The organism is uncultured Chitinophaga sp., from assembly GCF_902168175.1.
GTDB lineage: Bacteria > Bacteroidota > Bacteroidia > Chitinophagales > Chitinophagaceae > Chitinophaga.
Map to the genome: position 1 here is coordinate 1 of NZ_CABHOU010000037.1, position 13,030 is coordinate 13,030.

Here is a 13,030-nt window from a genome sequence, read left to right on the forward strand (position 1 = left end):
TTCTTTTTTTGCCATGTTTCGCTTTGGCCCAAATATCAGACCATCTCCTTTTCGCACAAGATAGCGGGCGGTGTTGTACAAAAAGACTTTTATCTGTCAAAACAAGACAAATTTTTACGTTAACTATCTGGCAACGCATTATTAGGAATATCTTTGTTAACGAAAACCCGCAACTAATTAAACAATTTTACGCCTCAGTCTGTTAGAAGATTTTAGAATAGCGAGATGTATGGCTTAAGCAACAGTTTTAAAAAGACACAATGAGAGCCATTTAAATCAGGAAACACCTAATTATCTGTTTGATCCTAAACACCATCCTATGGCTGAAGTCACCTTTGAGTACAAACTCACTTATGACGATATATGGATATATAATTACACCTCATTCGAAGAAAAACACCTTCTTCGTAAAAACACAGGAGCCGCAAACACACAACTCCACCTGCCAAACACCATGGCGGAAGGATACCTGAAACACTGGGCCCTGGAAGAAGGACTGACAGCTATTTACAACTGTTACGTGCAAAAAGTGGACGTGAAATACAGCATTGCCACCGATCAGCAACCGAGGTATTATTATCTTTATTTCGATCTGTCTGATACAGCAGACGCCGCCAGCATGTACAATGTATATTACGGCATGTCGGGCAGCGGCAGCGAGTTCATAATACCGCACAACAATAAGGCGCACAGCCTGCAGCTGATGATACGGCCGGAAGTATTTAACCAGTACTTTGCCACGTCAAACGACAATAGTACTAATATCGCCCTCCTGAAGAAAACCCTGTACCCCGGCAGCTTTCATGGAATGATTCCCATGACAATGAAAATGATCCACGCGCTGATGAAACTCCCGCGCCTGGCTGGGCACAACACGGTTAACCTGTATAAAGTGAGGGGATGCATTTACGAAGTACTATCACTTTTCCTCAACGAACTGCTGAACCCCTCACCTACCCTGGCGAATAAAGGCCTGACAGGTATTTGCCGGCTGATAGAAGTGAATGAGGACATTGCTGCAAACATGGAGCAGGAATTACCTTCCCTTGAAGAAGCGGCACGCCGTTCCTGCATGTGCCTTACCAAGTTTAAAAAACTCTTCCGCTTAACGTACCAGACAACTTATCATAAATATCACCAGCGCCTGCGACTGATACGGGCAAAAGAGATGTTCCAGTCGGCAGATATGAACGTCACCAACATCGTACACGACCTGGGATATAAAAACGCGGGGCATTTTGCCAAGCTTTTTAAGGAATGCTTTAATGTTTCACCAAAAGACTACCAACGACAATTCGAAGGATTGCTGTAACAGAGTCGCCGACACTTAATCTATTTTTATGAACATGAACGATTCCCCGCAAGGGGTCGTGCTGGACGTGGCATGGTCGCTGGATACTTCCTGGCTGGTGGCCCTTTCTAAACAAATGCACGAAATTTATGGTAACCCCGGCATCGTAACGGACAATTGTTTTACACTTCCGGAAACTTTCGGAACGGGCTATATTAAACAATGGCGGGTGGAATGTGAGCTCACTGCCATCTATGTCCACTTCGCTCCGAAAAATGACGTCATCTTTCGCAGGAATATGCCCCCGGAACATAAGCGTATCCTCATCGGCTACAATGGCAGTGCCAAGGGGCTCACCCTAAAGATCGAAGGTGGGGTGATTTACCTGAACCAGATGCATAAGTACTCGGCCTTTATCAACAACTCGGATTCTCAGTCGGAAATTATTGTAAAGGCCAATGAAACGGTGATTTCATTTATAATGCTCACTACGCCCGAATATCTGGGCAAACTGTTACCCGATTTACCGATGACGACCTGGACCAAACCCGGCCTCTTCCAGATATCGCCTGAACAATTTGATCTTATTCACCAGATGGAAGAAAATCTGCACAACAACAGCGCCGACTTCTTTTACATCAAGGGCAGCATTAACCAGCTGCTGGCACAATCGCTGCCTATGATTGCCGGCACGGCCCAGTCGTCGCAAAAGCCGGAGGTGCGCAAGCTGGCGCAACTGGTCGATGAATTATTGCAGGACTTAACTACGGCTAGCCCCCGCATAAGCGAAGCGGCTGCCAGAATCGGTGTGAGTCCTTCGAAATTTAAGTCGTTGTTTGTAAAGATGTATAAGCAAAGTTATTACAGCTACCTGCAGCAAAAAAAACTGGAAAAGGCGAAGGAGCTGTTATTGCAGGGAGAACGATCGGTAACAGACGTGGCCTATTCACTGGGTTACTCATCCGGTAGCCACTTTACGAGATTATTCCGTAAAAAATTCAAGGTAGCCCCACAGGTGTTTAAAGCTGACCCTGGCAACGCAGCCGCTAAAAATGACCCACAAGAAGGAGATAACTAGCGGTGAACAGGAAGCCCATGGTGATCCAGAATAAGATGTCGGTGGTAGTCGTAATGATAGTTTCTCTTTTCTGTTTCATAAAATACGGTTTTTAAAAAGGATAGAAGAATCCCCGGTTGACACCAGGGAACTAAGTTCTGATTGCTCTAACCAATAGTAAAGACACTGTACATATGATTAACCCATTAGGTTATTCACATAAAATATTTCACCTAATGCTGCTCGATGCAGCATATCCTTCGCGTTTATTAAAACCTTACGTTACGAAATTCGTTCATCATCACATTATTTATGTTCACGATCGGCCGCTTTCCTGTCATGATACGCCGTTTGCGAACGTATTGCTTTAAAATGCACCGCATCTTGCGATATGCGGTTTGGAAATACATCACGCAACGCATAATGCCTGCCTCGCGGGTCAAATCCGTCATTTTTAAAAAAAGTTGGAAGGCTGCTGACATAAGGTTGTCACTCCCCCATTGTTACTTTGTTTCATCAAACAAAAACACTTCATCATGGCAAACATTCTTGAAAACACTGTTAACGTTATTACCCCTGAAGTCATTCAAAAGCACTGGCAGGGCCACCGCGACCTTTCCCGAAGGATACTGGACCAGTTCCCGGAAAAAGAACTTTTTGAGTTTTCTATTGGTGGGATGCGCACTTATGCCCAGCTGGCGCTGGAAATGATCGATCTTGCTGCTGGTGGCGCAAAAGGCCTGGCTACCGGCGACTGGAGCATACCAGGCGGACCTAAGCATAACAACACCGATCATGGCATTACCACTAAAGCGGAGTTGCTGGAACAGTGGGATAAAGTAACTGCTGATATCGATCAATACTTTCCGCAAATAGCGCCGACACGCTGGCAGGAAAAGGAAGCAGCATTCGGTCAATACGAAAACACCGGTATCGGAACACTGCTTTATCTGATAGACAATGAAATTCATCACCGCGGCCAGGGTTATGTGTACCTGCGCGCACTGGGTATAGAACCGACACCTTTCTGGGCAAGGTATTAATTTAAACGGAAAGAGTCCTGGCAGTCAGGACTCTTTCCGTTTTATACTTTCAGGCTTTGGGAATGGGTTCTGTCAATAAGGCCGCACCTGTTTTATCGAGGTAAGTGGCCGTCATGTCCCCCATATCTATCACCCATTTTTGTACACCCGCCTTGCCGGCTTCCACGCAAAATGTGTGATAATCTGTTTGTCCCTGCCGGTGATCATGTAAAACGGCCGTTAGTTTTTCAGTGGATGAGCTGTTGGCTACGGCTACTGCTTCCTTGTTCATTTGAATACTTACCGAGTAATCGTCATCTCCGTAAAACACATTCGAACCTTCGGACACAAAATGCTCATAGCTCATGACCCCCATTTGCCTGAGTTCCTTCACCAGTTTGGGAAAATCGGCGCCGCTCTTCACCTTTGCGTGGGCTGCTTCAATCTGTTGCCTGGTAAACATATAGCATCTCTTTTTAAGTTTAAAAGAAGCCATATAAAGATAAGATTTTAGCGCGGGAAGATTGTCGCAAAGTACCCGCTATTTGTCATATTAGCCCACTGTACAGTTTAAAGTATCTGCGTAAGTTTGACTATCGTTTCACCCAAAAATTCTATGTATGATAGCTGCTTACCCTTATCTGAACTTCGACGGCACTTGTGAAGAGGCCTTTGGTTTTTACAAATCCGTGTTTGGTGGCGAGTATGAAATGCTCATGCGTATGGGCGATATGCCCGGTCCGCACTTAGCCCCGGGCGAAGAAAACCTGATCATGCACATGGCGCTGCCTATTGGCAGCAGCATGCTCATGGGCAGCGACCGTCCTAAATCATTTGGCCCTGGTAAAGACGGCAACCTTTTTTACGTGGCTATTATTGGCGATGATGAAGTATCGGCCGGTGAACAGTTTAAGGCGCTTTCGGCAGGCGGTAAAGTAAACATGCCCTTCGAGAAAGCCCCCTGGGGCGATTTTTACGGTGACTTCACTGATAAATTCGGGGTACAGTGGATGTTTAACGTCGGCCAACCCCGGTAACCGCCATGATTAAACCTTAGCAAAAAGCCCCGGAATGGTCCGGGGCTTTTGCATTTTAATTTTTTTCTGCCAGCTCTTTCAATACCACTAATGCCTTATCCCAGCGGTTCGACATATCTTCCACGTATTTGTCATCCATATCGGCCTCTATATTCAAAGTAGTCGTACCATTTTGCTCCTTCAGTATGTATCTTTCATGCCCGCCTTTCAGAGCGTCGGCATCTGGGCCGTCGTACACTTCGGCACCTTTTTCCAATACACCTATAAACTCCACATCCAGTTCCTCTCCCGGTTTAGCTACCTGTATACGGCCGATCATACCAAAATCTCCATCCGTGTAAATTACCTTACTGCCTTCCTGCCAGCCATCTGTAATAGCGTGCGTGCCTTCGTTAAATTCAGCAAACCACTGGCGCGATTGAGCGTCGTCGGTCAGCGTATTCCAAACCGTTGTGCTTGGGGCTTTTATAGCCACTGTTTTTTTGATTGTTTGCATGGTGTTTACTTTTTATGTTGATGAAATATTTTGATACTAGTATTTTGCCTGTAATGAAGATTCTCTAACCGTGGAAGCTAATAATAGCTCAGAAGCATTTCCACAACCCAAATCCAGACAGATACTTCTAACCTTACTTCGATGCATAAAACATCCAGTCGAACCCGAATTTATCTGTCAGCGCCCCTATCCACCCGTCGAAAAACTCGTGTAATTCCCGGGTAATGCTGCCGCCGGCACCCAGTTTGCTAATGTACTCCCTGGCCTGCTCAGGCGTATCGCAGGTAAGGTTCAGCTGCACGGTATTCCCTTTCAATACGCCACCTGCGCCGGCCGCATCGGAACCAAGTAAGGTAAAGCCATTTTGTGCCAGGCTTGCATGTAACACCTGCTGCTGCATAGCCGCGGGCCATTGCTGCGCCATGGGCGATTCCCCGATCATCACCAGGGTAAGTTCGCCACCCAGGCTGTCTTTGTAAAAGGTCATCGCCTCGCGGCAATTACCACTAAATACCAGGTAAGCATTGATCTGCGACATAAGTGGAAGTTTTTAGTATTCAAACTTACGAAGGATATCCCGGGGCAAGGCGGTATATATACGGCAAAGACAGGGGTTGATCGCGACATTCCTTTCCCCTATTTTTATGCTATGAAACACATTGCAATTATCATTCCCCGGGGCGAAACAAGCCTCAGCAATATAGAGGCCTCGTATAAGATGTTCACTAAAGTAAACGAGGCTGTGGAACGAATGGGGAATGCGCCGTTGTTTAAGGTCCAGCTGGTAGGTATTACCCCGGAAACAACCCTGGGTAAAGGACTATTTACCATCAAACCTGAATTGTCCATCAAAGACCCCATGCGGGCCGATTTGGTAGTAATACCCGCTACCCACGGCGATATGAAAGAAGTAATTGCAGCCAACCAGGATTTTATTCCCTGGATCGTAAAACAATATGCAGGCGGCGCGGAAGTAGTATCGTTGTGCATTGGCGCGTTCATACTGGCCTCTACCGGGTTATTAAATGGCAAAAGCTGTACTACGCACTGGCTGGCTGCCGGGGAGTTCCGCGAAATGTTTCCTGAGGTAAAATTGCAGCCCTACAAAGTACTTACGGACGAAAGCGGGATCTACACCAGCGGCGGCGCTTATTCGTCCCTCAATCTCATCCTTTACCTGGTGGAGAAGTACGCCGGGCGCAATATGGCCCTGCTATCGTCTAAAATGTTCGAAATCGATATCGACCGCAACAGCCAGTCGCCCTTCATCATTTTTAAAGGACAGAAAGAACATGAAGACGAACCAATAAAAAAGGCACAAGAGTTTATTGAACAGAACTTCTCAGAAAAGATTACCGTCGACCAGCTGGCGTCGGCCTTTGCCCTGGGCCGCCGTAACCTGGAACGGAGGTTTAAGAAGGCTACATCTAATACTGTGGTGGAATATATACAACGTGTAAAGATAGAAGCCGCCAAACTCAACCTGGAGTCGGGCCGCGACAATGTAAACGAGGTAATGTACAAAGTAGGCTATACCGATCCCAAAGCCTTTCGCATCACCTTTAAACGCATCACGGGCCTTTCCCCGGTGCAATACAGGGCCAAGTATAACCGCGAAATAGCCGTGTAGCGACAATTGTGGTGCCTTTTTTGTATCGCTATGGGGTGCAAAGGCATCAATATTATGCGTCAGGAACTAGCAGTTAAAGAAAAGAATGGGTATACATGGATAGATTTGTCCAACCCCGAAGAGCCCGAGTTTGCCACCATCGCCCAAACATACCAGCTGCCCAAAGCATGGATGACGGACGCGCTGGAAGCAGATCACCTGCCCAAATTTGAGAAGCAGAAAGACTATGGTTTTGTGATCATCCGCCAATTCGACGGCAATCGCCCGGTAAATGGCGCCGACACCGTGAAAGAACTCACGAACAAAGCTGCTATTTTTTTTGGAGAAGACTATATCGTTACCATGCACCGTGAACCCTGGCCGGCACTGGAAAACATCAGTCAGGCGGTGAGTAACGGCGACTGCGACTCACCCTTTCACGCATTAATTGAAGTTGTACGTGCTGCGCTGCAAAGCTTTGATGAACCGGCCATTAAGCTCAATCACTCAATCGACCTTTATGAAGAACAGGTGTTCCTTAAAAACCGAAAGGCGCCCATGCTTAAAGGCCTCTATTATATCAAACGGAAAGTAGATGTAATACGGCATATACTGTTGCTTACACGGGATATCATCGAACGCCTGGACCCGCCCGAACGCAATGATATTCATACCCGCGACCTCCGCGATCTTTATATAAAGCAGCAGAGCATATACGATATGCTGGCCGAAAACACCACGCACCTGCTGGGCATTTACTTTAATATATCTGCTCAAAAAACGAACGAAACCATACGGGTGCTTACTATATTCTCGGTTTTTTTCCTGCCGCTCACGTTTATCGTGGGGGTATATGGAATGAACTTTGATTTTATGCCTGAATTAAGGTGGCGCGCGGGTTACCCAGCGGTAATGCTGCTGATGGTACTCGTTACCGGGCTGATATATGCCTGGTTTAAGCGCAAGAAGTGGCTATAAATTGTTTTATACTCAAAACCATAAACCATGGCTTTAACAACCTATAAGAAAAAGAGAAGCTTTAATGAAACCCCGGAACCACAGGGTGGCAAACCTGATGCAACCACTTTACGCTTCGTGGTACAGAAACACGATGCATCGCGGCTGCACTACGACTTCCGCCTGGAAATGGAAGGCGTGCTCAAAAGCTGGGCGGTGCCCAAAGGGCCCTCTCTTAATCCGCAGGACAAACGCCTGGCCATGATGGTGGAAGACCACCCGTTTGACTACCGCAGCTTCGAGGGTATTATACCGAAAGGCAACTACGGCGCCGGTACTGTCATCGTGTGGGACGAAGGAACTTACGAACCGCTTGAACCTACCGGAGATAAAAAGAAAGACGAAAAAGCACTACTGAAGCAACTGAAATCCGGCTCCATCAAGGTTTCCCTGAAAGGCAAAAAGCTGCAGGGAGAGTTTGCACTGGTGCGGCTAAAGAATGCGGATGAAGGTAATGCCTGGCTGCTGATCAAACACCGCGATAAATTTGCAAAAGAAACAGATGTAACGAGAAAGGTGAGGTCCGTAATATCTGATAAAACACTGGAGGAGATAGAGAAAACCAGCACCAATATTTATGGTCGTAAGACGGGGAAAAAGGCATTGCAGGAAAAGATAAAGGAAGATAAGGCGACTGCAAAGAAGGCGGCTGCTCCGAAGAAAGCGGCCGCAAAGAAAGCTGTAGCCCCAAAAAAGGCGGCGGCAAATAAAGCGGCACCCAAGAAAGCCGTTGCGAAGGCCGTAGCTCCAAAAAAGGCCGCTGCCAATAAGGCAACACAGGAAAAAAAAGCATCCCCATCCACCCCTAAAAAAAAAGCTAAAACCCCCGCCCTTACCAAAAAGCGAAGTACCGTCAGTACCGCCCGGGCCACCGCCGACCTGAAAAAAGCGCCTAAACGCGCTTTCCCTAAAACCACTTCGCCCATGCTGGCCACATTGGTCGATAAAGCTTTCGACGAACCCGGCTGGCTTTACGAAATAAAGTGGGATGGATACCGTGCGCTGGCGCTCTGCAACAAAGGCAAAACGGAGCTTATATCACGCAACAACAAATCCTTTAACGATAAATTTTACCCGGTACACCAGGCGGTTACCCGCTGGGGCATCAATGCAATCGTAGATGGCGAAATATGTGTGATCAACGATGAAGGCATCTCCAACTTTGGCCGCCTGCAAAACTGGCGTAGTGAGGCGGACGGGCAACTGATGTACTATGTGTTCGACATCCTCTGGCTGGATGGCCATGATGTAACGGGCCTGCCGCTTACGGAACGCAGGGCTTTACTGGCGCCCCTCATTCCTAAAGATGGAATGGTCCGCATGAGCGATAACTTTTCCAGCACAGCAGAAGAATTCCTGGAAGCGGCCGGGCAAATGGGACTGGAAGGCATTATCGCCAAAAAAGCAGATAGTCTTTACCACCCTGGCGACCGCAGCCGCGACTGGCTGAAGATCAAGATCAATAAAAGGCATGAGGTGGTGATTGGTGGTTTTACGAATAACGAGGGATCTGCTAAAACATTCAGCTCGCTGCTGGTGGGCGTGTATGAAAACAAGAAGCTGAAATACACTGGTAAAATCGGCACAGGCTTCAATGACCAACAGCAAAAGGAAATGATGAAGCTGTTTAAACCCCTCATCACCAAAGCAGTGCCCTTTACAGAAACTCCGGATGTAAATAAACCTTCCCGCTTCCGCCCCAATCCCCCGAACGCCACGGTTACCTGGCTTAAACCGCAACTGGTTTGCGAGGTAAGTTATACCGAAATGACCAGTGATGGTGTAATGCGGCACCCCAGTTTCGAAGGTATGCGGGAGGATAAAAAAGCAAGCACCGTAAAAGCAGAAGTACCGGTAGATACGGAGGCCATCGTGGAAGAAGATAAACCAAACCCGGTAAAGAAAATCGTGAAAAGTGCAGGCGCATCTTCCCGGAATACTTTACTAAACCCCGCCGATAAAACGCAGGTAAGGAAAGTGAACGGCCATGAACTGAACTTTACGAACCTGGATAAAATATACTGGCCGGACGAAGGTTATACGAAACGCGATATGCTTAATTACTACTACCAGATAGCGCCCTACATACTGCCCTATCTCGTAGACCGGCCACAATCGCTGAACCGCTACCCTAACGGCATTAACGGTAAAAGTTTTTATCAGAAAGATGTAACGGGTAAGGTGCCAGACTGGATTGAACAGTTTCCCTACACCACGGGCGAAGGCGAAGACAAAAACTTCATGGTGCCCAAAAGCGAGGCCGATCTGCTATACATGGCCAATACCGGTGCCATTGAAATGAACCCATGGAACAGCACCATCCATAATCCCGATAATCCCGACTGGTGTTGCCTCGACCTCGATCCGGACACAGGTAATACCTTTGAACAGGTAATTGAAACGGCGCTTGCAGTGAAAGCGGTGATGGATGAAATGGGTATCACCGGGTACCCCAAAACATCAGGCTCAACCGGCATCCACATCTATATACCACTTAACGCAAAATACGACTACGACCAATGCCAGCTGCTCGGTAAAATAATTGCCACGCAGGTACACGAACGCCTGCCTAAATTCACCAGCATCGAGCGCATGACCCGTAACCGCAAAGGAAAATTATACATTGATTACCTCCAGAACAGGGCTAAAGCAACCCTTGCCGCCGCCTACTCGCTCCGCCCCAAACCCGGCGCCACGGTATCTATGCCACTGGACTGGTCGGAGGTAAAGAAAGGTTTAAAACTGTCGCACTTTACGATTAAAACGGCTGTAGCAAGGGCGAAGAAGGAAGGAGATATATTTAAACCCGTACTTGGGAAGGGGATTGATTTGGCGAAGCTGGTAAAATAAAAGCCCCGTTACAGAAGTAACAGGGCCTGTCAAAAAACATCGAAGATTATTTCAGTAATTCAGCCAGCTTAGCTTCCAGCGCAGCTCCACGCAATCCTTTGGCTACAATGCGGCCCTTCGGATTGATCAGGAAATTGGCAGGAATAGAATTTACGCCATACATTTTGACTACACTGTTATTCCAGAACTGGAGATCGCTCACCTGCGTCCATTCGAGTTTGTCGTCATGAATCGCTTTTATCCATAAATCGCCGTCCTTTTCGCGATCGAGCGAAACACCCAGTACCGTGAAGTTTTTGTCTTTATACTTGTGATAAGCCTCCACTACATGAGGGTTTTCTGCACGGCATGGCACACACCAGGACGCCCAGAAGTCGACCAGCACATATTTACCACGGAAACTTTTTAATGATACAGGCAAACCCGCTGTATCCTTCTGTGTAAAATCGGGCGCCATACTGCCCACCGTTACCGATTTCAGGGCCCGGATCTTAGCTTCCAGTTCCTTTCCGCCAACAGATTTTTTACTGATGGCGGGCAGGGCGTTGTACATGGAGTCCTGGAGTTCCAGCGAAGGCTGGCGCCCCATATATTCACTCATTACCGTATAAAGAATGGGGGATTCCGGGTACTTAGCAATATATGCCCTTACCTGTTTCATCTTCTCCTCCGCCATCAGCGTCGAAAAATCATTATACACCTGCTGGGCCGAATCGCGCTTCGCGGCTATCGGCACCAGCATGTCCTGGTACTGCTGCTGCGCTACGTTAGTTGGCGTGCCGGCCACCTTGGCACGCGACGCGTAATCTGCGCTGGTTATTGTAATAGTGCCGGCCTCGAGGTAGAAGTTAACTACATTTCTGGTTAAGTAGTTTTCATATACTCCTTGAGGCGAAATAAGAATCATGGCTTTAGTTGTTTTAGCCACGTTGCCGCTGGCCTCGAACGCTCCATCTTTAATTTCCAGTGTATCTACCACCGATTCGTTTCCTTTCTGGTAATTCAATATCGCATAACCCGGAGCGTTGTAATGGCCGATTTTCCCTTTTACGGTAAACTGCTGCTGCGCACCGGCAGACAATGCGATCAACAGGAATGCTGCTACAAATACTTTCTTCATTTTTAATGTGGTTTTATCTTTCTCTGTAAGTAAGGCTGGCTATTTTTCCCAAACCTTCGTATGATTTGTAAATACGGATGTTACCATTAATACCTGGTACTGTGTAGAGGTCTAATACGCCTGAAGTAATTGGGTTCCCTTCTTCGTAGGTACCTATCGCCAGCTTCCTCGACAGTTCGGTATAGAGGGCGATGTTGACGCCCGTTGCGGACAGGCTCAGGAAACGTTGAAACTTCATGATCGTTATCTTTTTGCTGCCGTAATCTTTCATCAGCCAGCTTTTCTTCAGCGCAAAATCATACTCGTACACCTTGCTGCCTACGCTGTAAAAAAGATAACCGTACTCGGGGCTTACACAAAAATGTTCTGCCTTATCGATGTCGGTTGCAATAATTTCATCATAGTAGTTTTGGCCCAGCCCCGTAGTGAGGAAACGGGCGAGAAACATTTTATTATCGGCCGGCCGCTTCAGCACCGCAAACGCTTCTCCGCCATTATAGGTCGAAAAGTCCATCCAAACCAGGTCCTTATCAGGCTGACTATAATTGAACAGCGTACCTGGCGCTATAGTTAAGCACGAAGCGCCGCTGGAAGTGAGCCTTAAGAATGTTTTATTATCCTCGTTAAATACGATAGATGTGCTGGCACCCAGCGCCACATAGGGCGAAGGTTTAAACAAAGCGGTATTGGCATCCTGCTTGTTTACGGCTACAGACAGGTTACTTATATCTACGCGGAACAACCTGTTCTCCGCATACAAAATCCCGGCATAAATACGCAGGTAGATGCGCGCACCGGTATAATCAACCGGTTTAACCGCGTTTACATTAAACAGGTTATTGAAGTTCGATGAACCGCTATAATCCAGGGAATCGCGGCCGAGCAGGGCAGCCGTTGTGGATGTACCGATAAACGTAGTATTTGTACCCTGCCCCGGGGGGATCAGGGTATAAGCCACTGATATAAAGGACGGTGTACCGGTTGTTTTAAACGCAGAGCGTACAGTATCCAGCACATTCCTGTAAATAATGTCCAGTGGGCCACGGCGCGATACCATATCGAGCCGGCTGTTGCCGTTTTCCATATCGCAAAGCGCCATCCAGCCTTCATAAGAAGGTGAGCCTACTGTAAGCGTAAAAACAGCATCAGTAAATACGTTAGTGCGCTTATCCGTTACACGGTAGTACATTTCGTAACTGCCGTAAGCAATGCGGATATTGGTATCCAGATCGCGGCGGGTAGACAATACTCTCGCCGCACCCGTATACCCGATCAGGCGGTTTTGCACCCAGGCGTAACTGTAATTGGCGGTGTCTTCTTTCCCCCCGTCAGTAAAACTCAGCTCCGGTCTTATGGTTAACCTGCTGCCATAGTCCAGGATGTAAAGGGAATCCACGCCCTTAATCGCAATCCGGTTAATCGGGTGGTAATCGTAGTTACCTTTATCTTTCATACAGGCACCCGGTACAATACAGGCCAGTACAACTAATATATTGATAAAACGTTTCATTTCTTTTCAGTTAATGCCGTG

General features: G+C 47.4%; 12 protein-coding genes. 7 read left to right on the forward strand and 5 right to left on the reverse strand.

The features are described from left to right. Positions 1 to 319 precede the first annotated feature (319 nt). From QZT80_RS07545 to QZT80_RS07555, 3 genes are all read left to right on the forward strand, one after another. The gene (locus QZT80_RS07545) at positions 320 to 1,312 is read left to right on the forward strand and encodes an AraC family transcriptional regulator (RefSeq protein WP_295119987.1); all 993 of its coding nucleotides are present in this window, start codon (positions 320 to 322) and stop codon (positions 1,310 to 1,312) included. 28 nt (positions 1,313 to 1,340) lie between these two features. Beyond that, on the forward strand, positions 1,341 to 2,369 hold the full coding sequence (locus QZT80_RS07550; RefSeq protein ID WP_295119990.1) for an AraC family transcriptional regulator: 1,029 nt from the start codon (positions 1,341 to 1,343) through the stop codon (positions 2,367 to 2,369). A gap of 515 nt (positions 2,370 to 2,884) precedes the next feature. After that, positions 2,885 to 3,391, forward strand: coding sequence for a DinB family protein (locus QZT80_RS07555; RefSeq protein WP_295119993.1), 507 nt, complete (start codon positions 2,885 to 2,887; stop codon positions 3,389 to 3,391). Positions 3,392 to 3,440: 49 nt separating this feature from the next. Here the strand turns inward: QZT80_RS07555 and QZT80_RS07560 are convergent, their stop codons facing one another. Then, positions 3,441 to 3,833, reverse strand: coding sequence for a DUF1398 family protein (locus QZT80_RS07560; protein ID WP_295119995.1), 393 nt, complete (start codon positions 3,831 to 3,833; stop codon positions 3,441 to 3,443). Positions 3,834 to 3,990: 157 nt separating this feature from the next. On the opposite strand from QZT80_RS07560, the gene QZT80_RS07565 reads away from it, so the two are divergent. Beyond that, on the forward strand, positions 3,991 to 4,407 hold the full coding sequence (locus QZT80_RS07565) for a VOC family protein (RefSeq protein ID WP_295119997.1): 417 nt from the start codon (positions 3,991 to 3,993) through the stop codon (positions 4,405 to 4,407). Positions 4,408 to 4,462: 55 nt separating this feature from the next. Here the strand turns inward: QZT80_RS07565 and QZT80_RS07570 are convergent, their stop codons facing one another. Both QZT80_RS07570 and QZT80_RS07575 read right to left on the reverse strand, forming a co-directional pair. Beyond that, entirely contained in the window at positions 4,463 to 4,903 is a 441-nt protein-coding gene (locus tag QZT80_RS07570) for an SRPBCC domain-containing protein (protein WP_295120000.1), read from the reverse strand. Between the two features lie 133 nt (positions 4,904 to 5,036). After that, positions 5,037 to 5,441, reverse strand: coding sequence for a VOC family protein (locus tag QZT80_RS07575; RefSeq protein WP_295120003.1), 405 nt, complete (start codon positions 5,439 to 5,441; stop codon positions 5,037 to 5,039). Between the two features lie 111 nt (positions 5,442 to 5,552). Between QZT80_RS07575 and QZT80_RS07580 the strand changes: the two genes are divergently transcribed. From QZT80_RS07580 to ligD, 3 genes are read left to right on the forward strand one after another with little or no spacing between them, the layout of a single operon-like run. After that, a complete protein-coding gene (locus QZT80_RS07580; protein ID WP_295120006.1) occupies positions 5,553 to 6,533 on the forward strand; it encodes a GlxA family transcriptional regulator in 981 nt (326 codons plus the stop codon). 54 nt (positions 6,534 to 6,587) lie between these two features. Continuing rightward, the gene (locus QZT80_RS07585; protein ID WP_295120009.1) at positions 6,588 to 7,490 is read left to right on the forward strand and encodes a CorA family divalent cation transporter; all 903 of its coding nucleotides are present in this window, start codon (positions 6,588 to 6,590) and stop codon (positions 7,488 to 7,490) included. Positions 7,491 to 7,517: 27 nt separating this feature from the next. Next, complete coding sequence (ligD, locus tag QZT80_RS07590) at positions 7,518 to 10,379, forward strand: DNA ligase D (protein WP_295120011.1); 2,862 nt, start codon at positions 7,518 to 7,520, stop codon at positions 10,377 to 10,379. Positions 10,380 to 10,425: 46 nt separating this feature from the next. On the opposite strand, the gene QZT80_RS07595 is transcribed toward ligD, so the two are convergent. Together QZT80_RS07595 and QZT80_RS07600 are read right to left on the reverse strand one after the other, a co-directional pair. Continuing rightward, positions 10,426 to 11,499, reverse strand: coding sequence for a TlpA disulfide reductase family protein (locus QZT80_RS07595; RefSeq protein ID WP_295120014.1), 1,074 nt, complete (start codon positions 11,497 to 11,499; stop codon positions 10,426 to 10,428). A gap of 13 nt (positions 11,500 to 11,512) precedes the next feature. Beyond that, positions 11,513 to 13,009: a PKD-like family lipoprotein gene (locus QZT80_RS07600; protein WP_295120017.1), complete on the reverse strand. Its 1,497-nt coding sequence runs from the start codon at positions 13,007 to 13,009 to the stop codon at positions 11,513 to 11,515. Positions 13,010 to 13,030 lie beyond the last annotated feature (21 nt).

Bases quoted from the DNA above. Each gene is read 5' to 3' on its own strand.
- QZT80_RS07545 (WP_295119987.1), top strand. From the start codon at position 320: ATGGCTGAAGTCACCTTTGAGTACAAACTCACTTATGACGATATATGG.
- QZT80_RS07550 (WP_295119990.1), top strand. From the start codon at position 1,341: ATGAACATGAACGATTCCCCGCAAGGGGTCGTGCTGGACGTGGCATGG.
- QZT80_RS07555 (WP_295119993.1), top strand. From the start codon at position 2,885: ATGGCAAACATTCTTGAAAACACTGTTAACGTTATTACCCCTGAAGTC.
- QZT80_RS07560 (WP_295119995.1), bottom strand. From the start codon at position 3,833: ATGTTTACCAGGCAACAGATTGAAGCAGCCCACGCAAAGGTGAAGAGC.
- QZT80_RS07565 (WP_295119997.1), top strand. From the start codon at position 3,991: ATGATAGCTGCTTACCCTTATCTGAACTTCGACGGCACTTGTGAAGAG.
- QZT80_RS07570 (WP_295120000.1), bottom strand. From the start codon at position 4,903: ATGCAAACAATCAAAAAAACAGTGGCTATAAAAGCCCCAAGCACAACG.
- QZT80_RS07575 (WP_295120003.1), bottom strand. From the start codon at position 5,441: ATGTCGCAGATCAATGCTTACCTGGTATTTAGTGGTAATTGCCGCGAG.
- QZT80_RS07580 (WP_295120006.1), top strand. From the start codon at position 5,553: ATGAAACACATTGCAATTATCATTCCCCGGGGCGAAACAAGCCTCAGC.
- QZT80_RS07585 (WP_295120009.1), top strand. From the start codon at position 6,588: ATGCGTCAGGAACTAGCAGTTAAAGAAAAGAATGGGTATACATGGATA.
- ligD (WP_295120011.1), top strand. From the start codon at position 7,518: ATGGCTTTAACAACCTATAAGAAAAAGAGAAGCTTTAATGAAACCCCG.
- QZT80_RS07595 (WP_295120014.1), bottom strand. From the start codon at position 11,499: ATGAAGAAAGTATTTGTAGCAGCATTCCTGTTGATCGCATTGTCTGCC.
- QZT80_RS07600 (WP_295120017.1), bottom strand. From the start codon at position 13,009: ATGAAACGTTTTATCAATATATTAGTTGTACTGGCCTGTATTGTACCG.